Origin of the sequence: Paraburkholderia sp. MPAMCS5, assembly GCF_036016995.1 — a bacterium.
Taxonomy (GTDB): Bacteria; Pseudomonadota; Gammaproteobacteria; order Burkholderiales; family Burkholderiaceae; genus Paraburkholderia.
Window position 1 is genome coordinate 16205 of sequence record NZ_JAYXBK010000020.1, and the last position, 19475, is coordinate 35679.

Below are 19475 nucleotides of genomic sequence, written 5' to 3' on the forward strand. Positions count from 1 at the left end.
CGTAATAACCGCGTGGCACAATCGCGTGATCCAAAAACAAGATGTGATCGGGGTTTGAAATGAACCGGAGTTTCTCTTTCTTCGCGCGGATTGTATGCGCCGTGCTGACCGTCGGCGCGGGCGTAGCGCTGAACGGTTGCAGCAGCAGTGCGCCGCTGTTCCTGTCGGACGGCCGCCCGACCACGCTGGTTCAATGTCCCGCAGGTTCCGACTCGTGCGCGCAGCAGGCCACGGCTGGCTGCGGCGGCGCATTCGATGCAGTCCGTCAATCCACGAGCGGCGGCACGCTCAGCCTGATCTACGCCTGTCGCGCAAAGTGACGGCGCGCGGCCGCGCATGAGCGCGGCGGCTACAGCATTAAAACTTTCTTCCTTCCGTGCGCGGCTTCTCGACAAGCCGCGCATAACGCATTGTGTTTGCGCTTTTTTAATAAGCGCACGACCGTTATATATTCGCGCGTAATGCTGTTTTGTAAGGGACAGTCGATATGCGCGACAGTTAAAAACGCACACACGGATTTATTCCGGACGGATCGACATTCATAAAGCGTCAGCGGATTTTTTTGCACGGAAGCGAAGTCGGTGCGCCAGGTAACGGAACCCGGATTCCCCACGCAGTAATCTGTTTCCACGGTTCGCTAGCGCATGCGACCAGCAGCTTTTGCCGGCAGAGGAGGCCATGCGGCAGAAGCCAGGAATAAGTTGCCGACCAACGAAAAATGGCGCTCAAAGAGCGGCACCTAGCTGTGCTTTCCATCGCGTTTCGATTTGAGTCAACAAGCATTCCGGGGAAAAAAATGAACCACCAGCAACTGGAAAAAGATATCCAGCATCTCGAACACATCATCTCCCACATTTCCGCAGAAGACCGAATACCGCTGTCTTATTGGCGTAATCGGCTCGATTCGGTTTCCGGCGCGGTTCGTATGCCGACTCAGGTCAACCGCATCAAACGTCTCAATGCCGCGCTCGCGGCTCTGGAAGAGCGATTAAAAGCGTGACGCGCGATGCCCGCCGCGGCGCATGGTCGAGGATCATTGCGCCCGCGAGCCGCGGTCGAAGCGCTCATCGGCATGATGCTGATTCAGCGCCGTTTCCCACGGCCGTGGATGTCGAGCGCCGCGTGTACGATGCCATTGACGATTGACGGCGCAAGCCGCGCAACGACGGCTTACTATCCGGTGTTTTATTCATCTGGTAGCGTCCGCACTTCAGTTCGCCAAAATCAATGGAGCATCCGTCATGGCCTCTTACAAGCAGTTGACCGCTCAGCTCGAAAAGCTTCACAAGGAAGTTGCGGCGGCTCGCGAAAAAGAAATCGCCGAAGCGATTGCCGACATCAAACAGAAAATTGCCGAATACGACTTGACGGCCGAGGAACTGGGTTTTGCGAGCACGCGCACGGCGGCGCGCAAGACCGCGTCGGTCGCGAAGTATCGAAATCCGAAGACCGGCGAGACGTGGAGCGGGCGCGGCCGCTCGCCGGCATGGCTCGCGGGCAAGAATCGCGAGCGCTTTCTGATCGAAGACTAAGGCTCGGTGTTTGGCGCGCGTCGCCCAGTCAGCAACGTGAATCGACTGCGGTGATGCCGCGCGCCGCTTCTCCCGCACCGCGAGACAAGTCCCGAAAACGCTCACCTTTCGTGTGACTCCGCCGCGCGCGCCATCTCTTCGCGGTGGCGGCGCGGGCGATGCCGCGTTGTTTCGGTGAGCCTGGTGTTGTCGCGGCGCGCACCTCGATCAGGGTGAGCGCGAGCAATGCGCCGCCTCTCACCCTTTCCTTCGAAACCCGCGCCAGCCTTTGCTGGCGGGCGTTCCCAGGCTGTGCGAAGAATCGTCCGAGCGGCCGCGAACGCCGATCCGCGCACAGCCGCCAGCAATCGATGTCTGCCCGACATCGCGCCGCAGGTGCGATAGCGACTTCGCGCGCGCTCACCTTTCGCTGTCCTGCGCGACGCCTCATCGCGTGTCCCGAAAACGCTCACCTTTGCGCGCGCCTCGTGGCCTGGTCACTTGCCGCTTCTGGCTGGCGCGCGGCCCGCGCCCCGCGTCGTCCGGACAAACCCGGAGTTGAGTTCGCCTCATACCCCGGATCAAAACTCATCGATACAGGGTCGCGCATGCCGAACGCCACAATCGGTCATCCCTTCCACTCGACGGAAAAACCATGAGCGTATCGACGGACAAGCAACTCTTTATCGGCGAAGGATTCGAAGGCCCGGGCGTCAACCTCGCGCACATCAACGTGCTGGTCGGCCCGCGCAACGGTCCGGCAGGCCAGGCCTTCGCCACGGCGCTGGCGACACCGTCGGCAGGGCACGCGCCGTTCGTCGTGATCGCGCGGCCGGGCGTGCCGACCAAGCCGTTGACGCTCTATGTGAACAAGGCGCAGATCGGCAGCGAGTTCCACGGCAACGCGACCTGGGGCGCATCGCAAGCCGGCATTGCGAAGGCCGTGGCGGAATCGCTTGAGAACGGCACGCTGCCGCCCGAAGCGGAGAACGAGTGGGTGGTCGTGTCGGCGAATTGGGTCAACCCGGCCACCAACGACCTCGACGCTGTTTTCGACAACAACTACCGCGCGTGCAGGAGCGCGATTCTCGCGGCCATGAAGGGCCTGCCGCATCGCGATGACGTGTTCGCCGCCGCGCGCGACGTCTCGAATCCGTTCTACACCCCCAAACAACGCTGATTGCGGCCTTCACCGCACGCAGCGAAATCCGGTCTGCAAGGAGACAGGTTTCATGGAATACATTCGCCTCGGCCAATCCGGCCTGAAGGTTTCGCGTCTGTGCCTCGGCACGATGAATATGGGCACGCCGCAATGGAAACCCTGGATTTTCGACGAAGCGCGCAGCGAGCCGATCGTGCGTCATGCGCTGGAGGCGGGCGTGAATTTTATCGACCTCGCCGATTTCTATTCGACGGGCGTCGGCGAAGAAGTGGTGGGCCGCATTCTGAAGCGCCTCGCGCGCCGCGAGGAAATCGTGGTGACCACGAAAGTCGGCTACGACATGGGCGCGTATCAGAACGCGGGCGGCCATTCGCGCAAGCACATCATGGACGGCATCGACGCGTCGCTCACGCGCCTCGGCATGGACTATGTCGATCTCTACATGCTGCATTTCTTCGACGTGAATACGCCGGTCGAAGAAACGATGAGCGCGCTGAACGACATCGTGCGCGCGGGCAAGGCGCGCTATATCGGCGTATCGACCATGTACACGTGGCAGTTCGCGAAGATCATGCAGGTCTGCGAACGCAACGGCTGGCATAAGCCGGTCAACATGCAGTTGCAGCTGAATCTCGCGTATCGCGAGGAAGCGCGCGAAATGATTCCGTACTGCCAGGATCAGGGCGTCGGCGTGTCGGTGTTCAGTCCGCTCGCGCGCGGGTTGCTCACGAGCGACGCTCATTCGACGCGCAATCAGACCGACTTCTTCACCTCGCAAATGTACGGCGATGCGGTGTCGCGCGAGATCGCGGCGTCGGTCGCGCGCGTGGCCGCGCGACGCGGCGTGTCGGCCGCGCAGATCGCGCAGGCGTGGGTGCTCCGGCATGCGGGCGTGGCGAGCATGCTGGTCGGCGCGGACACGCCGGCGCAGTTCGACAGCGCGGTCGCCGCGCTCGGCACGACGCTTTCCGACGAAGAGCTGTTCGAGCTTGAACGCAACTACACGCCGTGCGACCTGATCAACGACTACACGGCGGGCAAGCGCATCGACCGCGAGCCGCGACTGGCGCAAGGCGCGTTCGTCGATCATCTGGAGAAAGCCGCATGAACGAATTTCTGCGGAGCGGGCATTACATCGGCGGCGAATGGTACGAAAGCGCGGGCACGTATCCCGTGCTCAATCCCGCGACGGGCGAAGTGATCGCGCAAGTCGCCAGGGGCGGCGCGGCCGAAACAAAGGAAGCCATCGCCGCCGCCGAACGCGCGTTGCCCGCCTGGCGATCATTGACGGCGAAAGAGCGCGGCGCGCGCGTGAAGCGTTGGGGCGAGTTGATGCTCGAACATCGCGAAGCGCTCGCCGAACTGTTGACGCTCGAACAAGGCAAGCCGCTTGCCGAAGCGCGCGGCGAAGTGGGCTACGCGGCGAGCTTTTTCGAATGGTTCGCCGAGGAGGCGAAGCGCGCATATGGCGACGTGATTCCGAGCCCGAATCCGCATGCGCGAATCATCGTGACGCGCGAACCGGTCGGCGTGGTCGCGGCCATCACGCCATGGAATTTCCCGCTCGCGATGATCACGCGCAAGGCCGGGCCCGCGCTCGCGGCCGGTTGCACGATGGTGCTGAAGCCATCGGAGGAAACGCCGTTGTCAGCGTTTGCGCTGGCCGTGCTCGCCGGCAAGGCCGGCATTCCGGCGGGCGTGTTCAACATCGTTTCCGGCGATGCGGTTGCGATTGGCGGCGCGCTGACTGAATCCGACGTCGTACGCAAGCTTTCGTTCACCGGCTCCACGCGAGTCGGCAAGCTGCTCGCGAAGCAGTCGGCGGATACGTTGAAGAAGCTCTCGCTCGAACTCGGCGGCAATGCGCCGTTCATCGTATTCGACGACGCCGACCTCGACGCCGCCGTGCAGGGCGCGATGGCCTCAAAGTTTCGCAACACTGGGCAGACGTGCGTGTGCGTCAATCGCTTCTACGTGCAGGACGGCATTTACGAGGCGTTCACGGCGGCGCTCGCGCAGGCGGTGCGCAAGATGCGCGTGGGCGACGCGTTGCAAGGCGATGTCGAACAAGGTCCGCTCATCAATCAGGCCGCGTTGAAGAAAGTCGAAACGCACGTCGCCGATGCTTTGCAAAAGGGCGCCAAGGTGTTGACCGGCGCAAAGCCGCATTCGCTGGGCGGCACTTTTTATGAGCCGACGGTTCTCGCCGATGCATCGAGTTCCATGCTGATCGCGCACGAAGAGACCTTCGGACCGGTGGCCGCGTGCTTTCGCTTCAAGACCGAAGAGGAAGCGGTTGCCGCTGCCAACGCGACGCCGTTCGGGTTGTCGGCGTATTTCTACACGCGCGATCTGGCGCGCGCGTGGCGTGTCGGCGAGGTGCTGGAAAGCGGCATGGTGGGTATCAACGAAGGAATTTTGTCTACCGAGGTCGCGCCCTTTGGCGGTGTCAAGCAGTCGGGTCTTGGGCGTGAAGGGTCGAAGTATGGAATCGAGGAGTACATGGAAATGAAGTATCTGATGATGGGCGGCCTGGAGGCGAGTGGTGGGGCGTGAATAAGTGCTTTTGCATGGGCCCAGAGTAAGTGCTTTTGCATGGGCCCAGAGTAAGTGCTTTGCATGGGCCCAGAGTAAGCGCTAAAGCGCCAACTCTGGCCGACAGCTAAAGCGCCAGCGCCAGTCGACAGCTTTGCATGGGAGACAACATGAATAATCAGGATATCCAGGTAAGTACCTTAAACATCACTCCAACTTTCGCAGCCGCCTCGCCACCCGCGCACGGCCCCGTTCCTATCGACGACGTCCCGATCAACGCGTTCCACGTCAAGATCGCCGGGCTCACTTTCGGTGCGCATTTCACAGAAGGATTCGCGCTCGGCACCATCGGCTACGCGCTCGCCGCGATGAATCGTCAAATGCCGCTCGACGCTTTCTGGATGGGCATGATCGGCAGTTCCGCGCTAATGGGCATTTTTCTCGGCAGCCTCGTGTTCGGCTGGCTGTCGGATCGGCTCGGCCGGCAAAAGATTTTTCTGACGAGCTTCCTCATCATCACCGTCGCGGCGTTTGCGCAATTCTATGTGCGCTCGCCTTTCGAATTGTGCCTGCTGCGCGTGCTGATCGGCTTCGGCATGGGCGGCGATTTCGCCGTGGGTCACGCGATCCTCGCGGAATTCTCGCCGCGCAAACATCGCGGGACATTGCTCGGCTCGTTCAGCGTCGTATGGACGATCGGCTATGTGGTCGCGAACGTGCTCGGCATGCATTACGCCGATGCCGCGCCCGACGCGTGGCGCTGGCTGCTTGCGTCGGCGGGCGTGCCGGCGGCGGTCGTCCTTGTGCTGCGGATGGGCACGCCGGAGTCGCCGCGGTGGCTGCTCGGCAAGGGCCGGGTCGCGGAAGCGAAGGCGGTCGTCGTCAAGCACTTCGGCGAAAACGTCACGCTCGACGGCGCGTACGACGAACACGCGCAAACGGCAGGCGGCTTCATGCGTCTATTCGAGAAAGACCTGATCCGCCGGACTATTTTTAACTGCGCGTTTTTCGTGTGCCTAGTCATTCCGTATTTCGCGATCTACACGTTCTTGCCGACCATCCTGAAGGCGATTCATTTGAACAACGATTCAGGCGCGGATTTTCTGCTGAACGGCTTTCTCGTGCTGGGCGCGTTGATCGGCATCTGGCTCACGATTAAATTGCCGCGTCGTCAGTTTTTGATCGGGTCTTTCGCGGTGACCTGCGTGTCGCTGATTGCGTTGAGCCTGCTGCCGGAGTCGGCGACGCTCGCCATGATCGTCGCGTTCGGGATTTTCACGCTGACGATGTCGGCCTTCTCGAACCTCGTCGGCGTGTTTCCGCCCGAGTGCTTTCCCACCGAAGTCCGCGCGTGCGGCGTCGGCCTCGCGATTGCGTGCAGCCGTCTCGGTTCGGCAGTCGGCACGTTTATGCTGCCGCTCGGCATTGTGAGCTTCGGCTTTCACGTCACCATGATGGTGCTCGCAGCGGTGCTGCTGGTAGGCATGATCGTGTCAATCGCGTGGGCGCCCGAAACGAAGCATTTGACGCTGAACGAAGCAAGCGGCGGCTAGTCAAGCTGTACTTTAAAAAACCCGCTACCTCGGAAACGAGGTAGCGGGTTTTGCGTTTTTATTCAGACGGGTTCAGATGCTTCAAAATTAATCTGATGGCGATATATTCAAAATAGGAATGATCTTAGATATTTCATATTCCAAAATCAATAACATGGATTTGTGCTTGGGCGACGCGCCATAACGCTCCGAAAGTCACGGGGAGGTTCGAGCATTCGAGGCAATCCCCTTAATTTCTAATAGCAGGAACAAAACCATGAAATCAATTCTTTCCGCAATCGCGATCGCCAGTGGCGGCGTGATGGCTCTTGCGTCGCTTGGCGCACATGCAGCGGACGGCACCATCACTTTCATCGGCACGGTTTCGGACACAACCTGTTCGATCAACGGCACGGCATCGGGCACATCGGCGGATAAGTCGGTCACGCTTGCACCGGTCCCTACCGGTTCTCTTGCGGCGGCGGGCGCCGTTGCCGGCACTTCCAGCCCGACCGACCTGCAACTGAGCCTGACGGGTTGCAGCGGCGCGGCTACCAAGGCGATTGCTCATTTCGAAAACGGCCCCACGGTCGACCAGTCGAACGGCTATCTGAAGAATAGCGGCGGGACGGCAGGCAACGTCGAAATTCGTCTTCTGAACGCACAGATGCAACCGATCAACGTCACGACGAATTCGAACAACCAGCTTGCCACGAACGCCGCGACGATAACCGGCGGCGCGGCAACCCTGCAGTACTTCGCACAGTACTACGCGACTGGCGCTGCACAAGCCGGCACGGTCAACACGTCGGTCCAATACACGATGCAGTATCAATAAGTGAAGGCCCGAGGCGTTCGCAACCGCGTGGGCCTTTATCCACGCATTTTTCTCAGGTTGTCCGGAAGGGATTCGTGATGAAGCTGCTCAAGGAAATGACGACGGCAATCGGTCTTGCATGTGCATTGCTGGCTGGCGGCGCACATGCAAGCGTGACGATCGGTGGAACGCGCGTGGTGTATCCGCTCGAGGAGCGTGAAGTCACGGTCAAGCTGGACAACGACAGCAACGCGCCTTCGCTCGTGCAAGTGTGGATCGACGACGGTGACGCGAACGCCAAGCCGAGCGAGGTGAAAGTGCCTTTCGTCATTACGCCGCCGATTTTCCGCATGGACCCGAAAAAGGCTCAAATGCTGCGGGTCATGTACGCGGGCGAAGCGTTGCCTCAGGACCGCGAGTCGGTTTATTGGTTGAACGTGCTGGATATTCCGCCGAAGGCCGCTGACTCGGCGGGCGTCAATACGCTGAAACTGGCTTATCGCACGCGCATCAAGGTGTTCGCGCGTCCGGGCAAGCTCCCCGGCAAACCTGAAGATGCGCCCGCGCAACTGACATGGAAAATGGCTGCGTCGCCGGATGGCAAAGGCGAGGCCGTGAGCGTTTCCAATCCGACGCCGTACTACGTCTCTTTCAGTGAGGTCGAGGTCGAAAGCGGCGGGCGTTCCTTCAGGAATGAGCAAGGCGGCATGGTTGCGCCGCATGGGTCGTTGGTCTTGTCGATTCCGAAGATGAACAAGGTCGTCGCGGGTTCGAAGGTCCACTACACCGCAATCAATGACTACGGCGGTCCTATCAATGGAGATGCCGCGCTAGGTCAATAAGCGCCGGCATTGGTCAGTCTGGCGGGACAACTCCGCCCTCAGTCAAGTCCAGTCAAGTCCACTCAAGTCCAGCACGTGCGTTGCATAGGCAACGCACAGGGATGACGCATGCCTGTTTCGGGCACATCGCAAATCAGTCAGAACATGAACGTCCGACTCCGTCACAAGCTGTCTGCACGCACCTCGGAAGTCTCCGGTGCAATCCGGCTGACTCCGGCCGCCACGATTGTCATGCTGGCATTTGCGGTATTGGGCGCAGTCCAGCAGACAAGCGCGCAGGCAACGGAAATGTCGGGCGCCGACGCCGCAGTGGAATTCGACACGACTTTTCTGCGGACCGATTCCAAAGAGACAGTGGACGTCTCGCGTTTCGCACGAGGCAACCCGGTTTCGGAAGGCGTGTATTCCGTCGATGTGGTTCTTAACGGCATTCGTGTGGCGCGTCACGATGTGCGCTTCGTCGCCGCCGCGGGCGCGAATGGCGCGCGTCCGTGTTTTAGTCGTGCGATGTTGGAGACACTTGGGATCGATTTTTCGAAGATTGCCGCTAACGGCGGACCACAAACGACCGTGGAGCCGGCGCGATGCATCGACGTTGCATCGGCGATTCCCGACGCTACAGCAGACTTCGACTTTGAAGAGCAAAAGATTTCCCTCAGCGTGCCGCAAAAGTATCTGAAAAACGCGGCGCGCGGTTACGTGCCGCCGGAGATGTGGCAAGAGGGCGTCAATGCGGGTTTCGTGAGCTATAACGCAAACACGTATCAGAGCTTCGCTCGGGGCGTTGAATCGCATCAGAACTATCTGGGATTGAATGCGGGCGTGAACCTGGGCGCGTGGCATTTCCGTCACCAATCGTCGGTATCGCAGCAAAGCCAGGGCTCTCATTTCGACAACATTGCGAGCTACGTTCAGCACGACATCACCGCGCTGAAGTCGCAAGTGACACTCGGCGATGGCTATACGACCGGCGATGTGTTCGACAGCGTGCCGTTCCGCGGCGCCCAACTCGCCACCGACGACCGCATGCTGCCCGAGTCGCTGCGAGGCTATGCGCCGGTGGTGCGAGGTACGGCTGAATCGAACGCGCGCGTGACCGTCCGGCAGAACGGACAGGTCATTTACGAAACCAACGTGTCGCCGGGGCCATTCGAAATCACCGACCTGTATGCGACCGGCTATGGCGGCAACCTCGACGTGACCATCACCGAAGCCGATGGCCGCACGAAGACGTTCTCGGTGCCCTACGCTTGCGTCGCCCAGTCGCTGCGTCCGGGCACCACCCGTTTTTCGGTTACTGCAGGAGAGCTTCGGACCTCCACGCTCGACACGAAGCCGAAATTCACGCAGTTCACCGTGCAACGCGGCCTGACGAACCTGGTGACTGCCTACGGCGGCGCCGGAGTCGCCAACGGCTATATCACTGCGGACTTCGGCGCCGCGTTGAATACGACGCTGGGCGCATTCTCGGCAGACGTGACTGCCGCGCAGACGCAGGTGCCGAATCAGGGCACATCTCGCGGCACGAGCTGGCGCATCGGCTACAGCAAATTTATCGACCCAACCGACACAAACATTGCAGTCGCCGCGTATCGCTATTCGACGGCGGGCTATATGAATCTGTCGGATGCCGCGACCGTGCGCGATCTCGCCATGCGAGGTGGCGATCCGAATTCTGTCTATCGGGAACGCAACCGTTTCCAGGTGACGCTCAACCAGAACTTCAAGGAACACGGCACGGTGTTTTTAAACGCTTCCGCCCAGCAATACTGGAATCGCAGCGGCAACGATGTGTTTTACCAGGCTGGTTACAGCAACAGCTTCAAATACGGCACGTACAGCATTAGCGCAGGCCGCATGCGAGGCGCGGACGGCTCGATGTCCAATCAGGTGATGCTGAGCACGACGCTTCCGCTCGGCCATAGCCAGCATTCTCCGCTGATGTCGACCAACCTCTCCAGTTCCGGCGGAAGCACGAACGCGCAGATGAACCTGGGCGGCTCACTCGGCGAAAGCAACCAGTATTCGTACAACGCGTACGGTTCGTACGGCGCCGGCAACGGCCACAGCATGGCGACAGCGGGCGTGAGCGGTACTTATCGCGCGCCGTATGCGCAGTTGACCGGCGCGGCGAGCACGGGCACAGGTTCGAGCCAGGTGTCGGCCGGTATCAGCGGGTCGGTCGTCGCACATTCGGGCGGCATGATTTTCTCGCAGACGGTCGGCGACACCTTCGGCATCGTCGAGGCGCCGGGCGCGGCGGGCGCAAATGTAATCAGCGCGCCGGGTGTGAAGGTGAACAGCCGTGGCTATGCAGTGGTGCCGTATTTGACGCCGTATGGCGTGAACACGGTCGACATCGACCCGAAAGGAACATCGACCGACGTGGAGTTTCAATCGACCTCCGAGCAGGCGGTTCCGCGCCTCGGTTCGGTCGTGATGATCAGGTACAAGACGGTCAATGGACGCGCGGCGCTGATTCGCGCGCCGCAATTGGGCGACAAGCCGCTGCCGTTCGGTGCGGATGTCATCGATGGAAGTGGACGCAATGTCGGGGTGGTCGCGCAGGACAGCCGGATTTTCGCACGCGGGCTGGATGACTTGGGGACGCTGCGGGTCAAGTGGGGTTCCGATGCGGCGGCGGAGTGTCGCATCGACTATAGGCTGCCGAAAAGAGCGGACAGTGGCGGCGGTGCATATACCTCGATGCAGGCGCACTGCGTGAGCGACATTGCGCCGATCCAGACGGCCGGCACGGCAAGTATGTCCGCGATAACGAAGTAAGGACGAAGAGATGAACAGGTTCAGAATTGCGCAATGCAACGTGATGAGCGACGCCATTTCCTCTTGCATGGCGCGCGCGGGCTCCAGATTCGCCCGGAAGTTTTCCGTGGCCCGATTTCTGATTTGACACAACCGAAAGCCCGCAGGCGGGTGCCGAGTCACTTAATGCTTAACCGCGCCAGCGCGTTGCCGGTGGAAAATCCCATGCTGTCTGCGTGAAGAGATAGGCAAATGTTCAGAGTTTTATCGTGGATGAAAAAGTTTGTGGCGTTCGTCGTGCTCGCATGCATATGCAATGCTGCGGCAGCCCGCTATAACGACTGCTCGGCGCCGTTGCCGATGTCGGTGAATATTCACAATTGCACAATGAATCCCGGAGAAAACTGGTATTTGACTTTGCTTTCCTCCTCCTTTTCCGCCGTCGCCGGTTACAGCGATGCCTGTACGACTGTAGGGATGGGCGCGGGAGTGCGCTTTCGGATTCGCAACGCGGCGGGTACCACCAACGGGTAAGGTCCATGCGACCTCGCTTGCCGCCGTTGGAGTCGCTAACGACAAATAAAATGTGAATATGATGATCAATTTCGTAGCGATAAGGCGTTGGTTCTTGCGATCGCTTGTCCTTGTCATGCTGGCGAGTGGTTGGTCCGCGTCGGCTAGAGCGGACTGCCCCACGGCAGCGTTGCCTAAAACGTTTACATTCGGGTCGATAGCCGCTTCCGCTTCACTGCCAATCGGCGCCATCATCCCTGGCACTGTCCAGTCCTTCACGCTCAGCGGAAAATGTGCCGGTTCAAATACCTGGAACCAACCCATTGTTGTTTGTCCGCCTGGGCAAAACACGTTGGTGAGCGGGACAGTCGATGTCTACAGTGCGGGTTTGCCTGGCGTCGGGATGCGAATGCGTAACGCCAGCGGCACGCCACTTACAGGAACGGGCGCGTGTGGCACGACCTCGTCGCTCGGCAACACCGGTGCGGACGGGAGTTTCAATGTCGCCGGTACCATTGAACTCGTCAAAACGGGCACGATTTCGGGGGGAACCATCCAGCCTACAGCCAGTGGAGGTATTTACTACAGCGGAGTACTCAATACCGGCGTACCTCTGAATAACTCGAGCAATACGTTGAGCATAGCCAGTGGCACTCCCGTGCGGCAAGTTACCTGCTCGGTCTCGTCGCTAAGTGCGAATCAAACCATTCCAATGGCAACGGTGAACCCCTCAATGTTTCCTGGTTCAGGCTCCGTCGCGGCGAAAACGCCGTTTTCAATTGCGCTGATCTGCGATGCCAATGTAGGCGTGGCTGTCACATTTGTTTCGGCTACGGGCAATTCGGGCATTGCCTCGGTGCTGGCTTCAGGTGGAACGGCAACAGGGGTCGGTGTGCAACTGTTGAATGCTTCCGGGGCGCCGATCACTTTGGGAGATCCACTCCAACTGACATCCGGCACCGTGGCCAATCCAACTTTCAATTTTTTCGCGCAATATTGGCGGCTGGGCTCGGCTCCGGTGACATCTGGGTCGGTCAATGCGTCAACCATCTTCACAATGAGTTATCAATAGCGGGGGCTGCGCCACTCTGTTGGAGGCAACTCGCCAAGGCTTGCAGCGACTCGACTGCCGCTCTGCCCTCACATGCGTTTGGTGCTTTCCCACAGGTCGTGGCCATGACGTGTATCATTCGTTCCCTGCGCTGTTCTGCGCTGGCGATTATCCGCATTGTCGAACGCTCGTTCCCGACCTGTTTCCGACGCGGCCCGGTTGCCATAGTGATGCGGGCTCCCGGCCCGAGTCCCGCAGCTCGACGCCGCCGCGCCACGCGTGGCAGCCCGGAGGCCAGCCGCCTCCGAAGACCGCCGAACCCCTATCCGTGACCGCCAGACCCGATGTCAGTCTCCGAACTCAAACGCCGCCGCACTTTTGCGGTCATTTCCCACCCGGACGCGGGTAAAACCACGCTGACCGAAAAGTTGCTGCTGTTTTCGGGCGCGATTCAGATCGCCGGCACCGTGAAGGGCCGCAAGAGCAACCGCTACGCCACGTCCGACTGGATGGAGATCGAAAAGCAGCGGGGCATTTCCGTCGCCAGCTCGGTGATGCAGTTCGAGTACGGCGACGCCGTCATCAATCTGCTCGACACACCGGGTCACGAAGACTTTTCCGAAGACACCTATCGCGTGCTCACCGCGGTCGACGCCGCCGTGATGGTGATCGACGGCGCGAACGGCGTCGAAGCGCAAACGCTGAAGCTGCTCGAAGTCTGCCGCAGCCGCAAGACGCCGATCGTCACGTTCATCAACAAGCTCGACCGCGAAGTGCGCGAGCCGCTCGAACTGCTCGACGAAATCGAGCAGCATCTGGGCGTGGCGGCGGTGCCGTTCACGTGGCCGATCGGCATGGGCAAGGAATTCCAGGGCGTCTACGACATCCAGCGCGATCAGGTTCGCGTGTTCCGCGCGGGCCAGGACACGGCCGGCGGCGCGGTGGAAACGGTGCAGGGCCTGAGCGATGAGGAAGGCGAGCGCCGCTTCGGCCATAGCTGGGTCCGCGCGAAGGAAGAAATCGACCTGATCACCGGCGCGACGCCCGACTTCGACCGCGAGCAGTTCCTCGCCGGCCAGCAGTCGCCCGTGCTGTTCGGCTCGGCGATCAATAACTTCGGCGTGAAGGAAATTCTCGACGCGCTGGTCGATCTGGCGCCGCCGCCGTCCATGCGCATGACGGTGCAGCGTCCGGTGCTGCCCGACGAGCCGAAGTTCACCGGCGTCGTGTTCAAGGTTCAGGCGAACATGGACCTCGCGCACCGCGACCGCGTGGCGTTCATCCGCGTCTGTTCGGGGCGTTTCGAGCGCGGCATGGCGGTGAAGGTGACGCGTTCGAACAAGACGTTCCGCGCCAATAACGTGGTGACGTTCCTGTCGCAGCGCCGCGAGACCGTGAGCGAGGCGTATCCGGGCGACATCATCGGTATTCCGAATCATGGCACGCTGAGTCTCGGCGATACGCTGACCGAAGGCGAAGCGCTGCAGTTCGTCGGCCTGCCGTTCTTCGCGCCGGAAATTTTTCAGACCGTCGAAGTGGTCGATCCGATGCGCGCCAAACAGCTTGGCGAGGCGCTCAAGCAGCTCGGCGAAGAAGGCGCGATTCAGGTGTTCCGTCCGGAAGTGGGCGGCTTGATGATTCTCGGCGCGGTCGGCCAACTCCAATTCGAAGTGGTGTCGCACCGTCTGTCGACCGAATACAAGGTCGATGTGCGCATGGCGCCCGCGCGTTATCGCATGTCCCGCTGGGTGACGTGTGATGACGCCGCCGAACTGCGCCGCTTCACCGATTCCTACGCCGCGCGCATCGCGCTCGACGCCTCCGACGCGCCCACCTATCTCGCCTCGCACGTGTCCGAGATCGAAGTCGCGCAAAAGGCGTGGCCGAAAATCGTGTTCAACGAGTTGCGCGAGCATTCGGGCGCGCCGTTCAAGAAGGCGATGTAAGCCGCGAGGCCAGAAACCCGCGAGCGCGTTTGGCTCGAGGTGTCCGCTGAAATCGACAAAAAGCCGCGTGTCATGCACGCGGCTTTTTCGTTGTGGCGCGGCTCGCGAGCAGGCGCGCAGCGGCGTTCAGTTCATCTTCAGCACTTCCTCGCGCAGCCAGCCCGCGAACGCCTGCACATACTCCAGGCCTGCGTGCGACGGCGCGACGTCGAGCCAATAGCCGAACGGACCGGCCACCTCGACGTCCGAAAATTGTGCGAGGCTGCCGTCCGCCAGTTCCTCGACAATCATGTTCCGGTCGACGATGGCCAGTCCCGCGCCCTTGCGCGCCGCGCGAATCGCCTGTTCGAGCGTCGAAAATTCGATGCCGTTTTCCGCATAGCGCGCGGGCAGGCCCGCCGTGGCGAGCCAGTTCGGCCAGAGGTCGAGCCGCGCGTCGTTGTGCAGCACATGAAGCGCGGGCAGATGTTCGAGCAGCCTGTCGAGCGGTTCGCCGAGCAGCTTCGGCGCGCCGACGAGCGCGTGGCGCTCGGTGATCAGCAGTTCGGAATGCCCGGCCGGCAGCGCGTGCCGGCCAAAGCGAATGGTGCAATGGCAGTCCCCGGTCGGCTCGGTGCGGATCGACAGTTCGACGTCGGGCATTTCGTCCGCCAGCGAACCGAGCCGCGGCGAGAACCATTGCGTCGCGAAAGTCGGCGGCACGGCCACCACGAGTCGGCGGCGGCCTTTTGCGGCAGTGATCTGACGGAAGCCGCGCTCGATCGTGTCGAACGCGTCTGACAGACAAGGCAGAAATTGCAGCCCGGCTGCCGTCAGGCGAATGCCTTTGTGATCACGCTCGAAAAGCTTCGCGCCGAGCGATTCCTCCAGCAGCTTGATTTGCCGGCTGACGGCGCCTTGCGTCACGCACAGCGCGCTCGCCGCACGGTTGAAGCTCATGTGGCGCGCGGTCTCTTCGAAAAAGCGCAACGCGATCAGCGAGGGCAAGCGTCGCATACATCACCTTCTGTTTCTTTGATCGTCCGGGGCAGGGCGGTTTCGCGCCGCGCGCAAAGCGCCTGCAATTGTCGCATCGAAGCGCGTCGTTTTTGCCTAAGCGCGCTAAAAAAATCCCGGCGCGCGGTGGCCCGGATCCAGTGTGGGGCGAGACGCGCCGCGCGCATGCCCGCCACGCGCCGCACCGCGCGATGGCCGCACTTCGCCTATCCTGACGAAGATGCGCGCGTGCACGTCCGAGCGGCGCGCCCCTTCATTCGCGGAGTGCCTGTGACCGTTCGCAATCTCGACGCGTTGTTTCGACCGAAATCCGTCGCTGTGATCGGCGCCTCCGAGCGGCCGGGCAGCACCGGCGCGATGGTGTGGTCGCGCCTGCTGGAAGGCGGCTTCGACGGCCCGCTGTGGCCGGTCAATCCCAAGTACCGCACGCTGAGCGGGCACACGGTGATCGGCGATGCCGGCGACTTGCCGCAAGCGCCGAGCGTCGCGCTGATCTGCACGCCGCCCGACACCTGGCCTTCCATCATTCACAAGCTCGGCGGGCTGGGGACGCGCGCGGCGATCATCGTCGGCGAGACGCGCTCGGAACACGACCGGCTCGCGTTGCGGCACGCGCTCTCGGCGGCGCGGCCGCATCTGTTGCGCATTGTCGGGCCGGGCAGTCTCGGCGTCGTGTCGCCGGCGCTGCGCGCGCATCTCGGCGCGCCGTCGTGCACGGTGAAGGCGGGCGGCGTCGCGTGGGTGTCGCAGTCGAACGCGCTGACCAACGCGGTGCTCGGCTGGGCGCACGCGCGCGGGCTCGGCTTTTCGCACGCGGTCGCGCTGGGCGGCGAGGCCGACGTCGATGCGGGCGACGTGCTCGACTATCTCGCGAGCGACCCCGGCACGCGCGCGATCCTGCTCGAACTCGACAGCGTGCGGGCGGCGCGCAAGTTCATGTCGGCGGCTCGCGCGGCGGCGCGCAACAAGCCGGTGCTCGCGCTGCGCTCGGGCCGCGCCGATCCCGCCGACGCGCTTTACACCGCCGCGTTCCGCCGCGCGGGCATGGTGCGCGTCGACGCGCTCGACGACCTGCTCGACGAAATCGAGACGCTCGGCGTGGGCCGCGTGGCAGCGGGCGCGACGGCGACGCTCATCACAAGCGACAGCGGCCTCGCGACGCTCGCGTGCGACGCCTTCGCGGCGGCCGGCGATACGCTCGCGGTGTGGCCTGACGAGGCGTCGGAGGCGTTGCGGCAAGCGCTGCCGCACGCGGTCGGCGGCAATCCGCTGCGACTCGGCGACGACGCGCGTCCCGAGCACTTCGGCACGGCGCTCAGGCTGCTCGCCGAACATCGCGGCACCGGCACGGCGTTCGTGGTCCACGCGTCCACGCATGGCGCGCCGGTCGGCGAGGTCGCGCAGGCGCTGATCGCGAACCAGCGGTTCGCGTATCGCGGCTTGCTCGCGTGCTTCTTCGGCGGCGTGGATGCCGCCACGCGCGACGCCTTGCACGCGCAAGGCATTCCGGTTCACACGACGCCGCAGCGGCTCGCGCGCGCATTTGCGCGTCTCGTCGATTACCGGATGGGGCGCGAATTGCTGATGCAGACGCCGGAGAGCTTGCCGGCTGAGATCCCCGATGCAATCGACGCCGCACAGGCGCAGGCGCGCGCGGCGTTGGCCGCAGGTGAGCACCAGCTAACCGGCGAAGCGGCGGCCCGCCTGCTGACTCGGTTTGGACTTCAGGTCGAGGGCGAAGCGGGCGGCGCGCAGGAGGCCGCGACGTGCGAAGCCGCCCAGGCGGGTGCGCTGGCGGGACGCCCGAGCGCGGAAAAAACGCGAGGGCAGCAAGAAAGCGCGTTCGCTTCGGAAGCGGAGCGTCAGGCGCCGCCGCCGCGATCCGGTTGCATGGATGCGGGCGCCGAAGCGGGCACTACGTCATCGGCCAGGCCTATCGTCGGTATCGCGGTCGCTCTTCACGACGACGATAATTTTGGCCCTGTGTTCCGCTTCACGGCGCCATCCGCGGACGGCGTCTCCGAGCCGTTGCGCGTGTACGGCCTGCCGCCGCTGAACCCGGTTCTCGCGCGCGACATCGTGACGCGTTCGCCGTACGCGCGGCTCGTCGCGCCCGAGCCGGTGCTGGCCGCGCTCACGGCGCTGTCGCAGGCGGTGTGCGACGTGAAGGAAATCGTCGGGCTGTCATTGACGCTCAACGTGTACCGCGACCACGTCGCGGTGCTTGACGCGGTCGTCGGCATCGCACCGACGCGCAGCCGTCTGGCCATCGTGCCGTATCCGCGCCGTTTCGAAGAGACGCTCGACTGGCAAGGGCTGCGCGTGACCGTGCGACCGATTCGCCCGGAAGACGAGGCCGCGCATCACGACTTCGCCGAGGCCATGACACCCGAGGATCTGCGCTTGCGCTTCTTCGGCGCGGTGGGCAGCTTCGACCACTCGCAGCTCGCGCGGATGACGCAGATCGACTATGACCGCGAAATGGCGCTGATCGCAGCCGTGCAGGACGAGAATGGCGTGTCGCGCACACTTGGCGTGGTGCGCGCGGTCGCGGACCCGGACAACGAAACGGCGGAGTTCGCGGTTGCCGTGCGCTCGGATCAGAAGGGCCGGCGGCTCGGGCAGTTGCTGACCGACCGGATCATCCGATATGCGCGAGCGCGTGGCACGCATTGGCTGACCGGCGAGGCGCTGCGTGAGAACACGGCGATGATCGCGCTCGCCAGATCGAGTGGCTTCACGATTGTGCCGACAGAAGATCCGGCAGTGGTGGGGTTTCGGATGGCACTGGATGAGCCTGGCGAGTGCAAAGGGCCGTCTGTCCGATGAAGAAAGCAGCCCTGTGTTCAGACGTTTCCACACGTTCTTCGAGCGGGCCGCGCTTCATGCAGACCAAAGCGGGCGAAGACGGAGATACCCGCTTGGGGCGTGTGTCCTACGACATCCTCACGGGTTTAGGCGCGAGTCGCGCCGGTATCGCGTACTCGCATGTGGACTACAAACTTGGCGAAGCCTTCGCGGGTTTGGGCACGGGCTCGGCCAACGTGGTCAGCATTTACGGGGTGAGCCCCGTGATTCGCTCAGGCACCGTCAATCTCGACTTGGGCGCCAGTCCCAACTTCAAACGGTCCAGCGACGACAAGTTCGACGACATTCTTCGCACCGGCGAGCGCAGCGTCGTCGCCTCGGTGCGTGCCGACGGCATCGTGCCAGGACAAATCAACGAGCGCCGAAACGTTATTCAATACGGCGCGGTGGTGAGTCGCGGCACGTCGAAGCAGAATGAATTCGACTACTCGGGCAGCGTTCCCACGTTGAACGGGCGACGGTTCGACTTCTACAAGGCTGAGCCGTCGCTCGCTTACGTGCAGGCCATCACACCGACCATTCGAGCGTCCGTTCAGATGTGCGGTCAATGGGCGAGCCGCGGTCTCGATAGTTCGGAGCGGCTCGGACTCGGTGGTCCATCGGCGGTACGCGCTTATGATCAGAACGCGGCGTCGGTTGACGACGGAATCATTCTTTCCGTCGCCGCAAGCAAGTCTTTGAGCAGTTTGCCCGGCGCATCCATGCAGATTTTCTACGACGATGCACGAGGGAGAACGCGCGGAGACGGCCCGATACCAGGCGGCAGCGTCAGACTGCAGGGTTACGGGATTGGCGCAAGTTACAGCGGCAAGCGTGTGTCCGCGCAACTAAGCTATGCAATGCGAGCCGGGCATGCTCCGGCGCACACGGCTCGTCAGCAGACGTGGGTCACGGTATCCACCACGTTTTAAAATCTATTGAGAGTACATGTCGTGGTCC

16 protein-coding genes are annotated in these 19475 nt (G+C 62.4%); 15 read left to right on the forward strand and 1 reads right to left on the reverse strand.

All coding sequences use genetic code 11. The features are described 5' to 3' along the window. Positions 1-59: 59 nt before the first annotated feature. The 13 genes from VOM14_RS28395 to VOM14_RS28455 all read left to right on the forward strand — a co-directional run bounded on the left by VOM14_RS28395 (position 60) and on the right by VOM14_RS28455 (position 14672). Positions 60-320, forward strand: coding sequence for a hypothetical protein (locus tag VOM14_RS28395; RefSeq protein WP_327632044.1), 261 nt, complete (start codon positions 60-62; stop codon positions 318-320). Positions 321-796: 476 nt separating this feature from the next. Continuing rightward, positions 797-1000 (forward strand): hypothetical protein, encoded by a 204-nt coding sequence (locus VOM14_RS28400; RefSeq protein WP_327632101.1) that lies wholly within the window; start codon positions 797-799, stop codon positions 998-1000. Between the two features lie 241 nt (positions 1001-1241). Beyond that, positions 1242-1532, forward strand: coding sequence for an H-NS histone family protein (locus VOM14_RS28405; protein ID WP_327632045.1), 291 nt, complete (start codon positions 1242-1244; stop codon positions 1530-1532). Between the two features lie 634 nt (positions 1533-2166). After that, complete coding sequence (gene fae, locus VOM14_RS28410) at positions 2167-2691, forward strand: formaldehyde-activating enzyme (RefSeq protein ID WP_327632046.1); 525 nt, start codon at positions 2167-2169, stop codon at positions 2689-2691. Positions 2692-2743: 52 nt separating this feature from the next. Continuing rightward, on the forward strand, positions 2744-3781 hold the full coding sequence (locus tag VOM14_RS28415) for an aldo/keto reductase (RefSeq protein ID WP_327632047.1): 1038 nt from the start codon (positions 2744-2746) through the stop codon (positions 3779-3781). After that, positions 3778-5229 (forward strand): NAD-dependent succinate-semialdehyde dehydrogenase, encoded by a 1452-nt coding sequence (locus tag VOM14_RS28420; RefSeq protein WP_327632048.1) that lies wholly within the window; start codon positions 3778-3780, stop codon positions 5227-5229. Before VOM14_RS28415 ends, VOM14_RS28420 begins: the two co-directional genes overlap by 4 nt. 149 nt (positions 5230-5378) lie before the next feature. Beyond that, positions 5379-6761, forward strand: a complete 1383-nt coding sequence (locus VOM14_RS28425; RefSeq protein ID WP_327632049.1) for an MFS transporter — start codon at positions 5379-5381, stop codon at positions 6759-6761. Positions 6762-7017: 256 nt separating this feature from the next. Beyond that, on the forward strand, positions 7018-7578 hold the full coding sequence (locus VOM14_RS28430; RefSeq protein ID WP_327632050.1) for a fimbrial protein: 561 nt from the start codon (positions 7018-7020) through the stop codon (positions 7576-7578). Between the two features lie 77 nt (positions 7579-7655). Beyond that, positions 7656-8399: a fimbria/pilus periplasmic chaperone gene (locus tag VOM14_RS28435; protein WP_327632102.1), complete on the forward strand. Its 744-nt coding sequence runs from the start codon at positions 7656-7658 to the stop codon at positions 8397-8399. Positions 8400-8543: 144 nt separating this feature from the next. Further along, the gene (locus VOM14_RS28440; RefSeq protein ID WP_327632051.1) at positions 8544-11183 is read left to right on the forward strand and encodes a fimbria/pilus outer membrane usher protein; all 2640 of its coding nucleotides are present in this window, start codon (positions 8544-8546) and stop codon (positions 11181-11183) included. Between the two features lie 252 nt (positions 11184-11435). Then, the gene (locus VOM14_RS28445; RefSeq protein WP_327632052.1) at positions 11436-11696 is read left to right on the forward strand and encodes a hypothetical protein; all 261 of its coding nucleotides are present in this window, start codon (positions 11436-11438) and stop codon (positions 11694-11696) included. A gap of 388 nt (positions 11697-12084) precedes the next feature. Beyond that, positions 12085-12747 carry a fimbrial protein gene (locus VOM14_RS28450; protein ID WP_327632053.1) on the forward strand — a complete coding sequence of 221 codons (663 nt, stop codon included), beginning with the start codon at positions 12085-12087 and terminating at the stop codon, positions 12745-12747. A 323-nt stretch (positions 12748-13070) separates the two neighbouring features. Next, positions 13071-14672 carry a peptide chain release factor 3 gene (locus tag VOM14_RS28455; protein WP_327632054.1) on the forward strand — a complete coding sequence of 534 codons (1602 nt, stop codon included), beginning with the start codon at positions 13071-13073 and terminating at the stop codon, positions 14670-14672. A 126-nt stretch (positions 14673-14798) separates the two neighbouring features. Here the strand turns inward: VOM14_RS28455 and VOM14_RS28460 are convergent, their stop codons facing one another. Next, complete coding sequence (locus tag VOM14_RS28460) at positions 14799-15668, reverse strand: LysR substrate-binding domain-containing protein (RefSeq protein WP_327632055.1); 870 nt, start codon at positions 15666-15668, stop codon at positions 14799-14801. Between the two features lie 270 nt (positions 15669-15938). Here VOM14_RS28460 and VOM14_RS28465 point away from each other — a divergent pair, with 270 nt between their 5' ends. Together VOM14_RS28465 and VOM14_RS28470 are read left to right on the forward strand one after the other, a co-directional pair. Next, the gene (locus VOM14_RS28465) at positions 15939-18497 is read left to right on the forward strand and encodes a bifunctional acetate--CoA ligase family protein/GNAT family N-acetyltransferase (RefSeq protein ID WP_327632056.1); all 2559 of its coding nucleotides are present in this window, start codon (positions 15939-15941) and stop codon (positions 18495-18497) included. Between the two features lie 101 nt (positions 18498-18598). Next, on the forward strand, positions 18599-19447 hold the full coding sequence (locus tag VOM14_RS28470; RefSeq protein WP_327632103.1) for a ShlB/FhaC/HecB family hemolysin secretion/activation protein: 849 nt from the start codon (positions 18599-18601) through the stop codon (positions 19445-19447). The last annotated feature ends 28 nt before the right edge of the window (positions 19448-19475 follow it).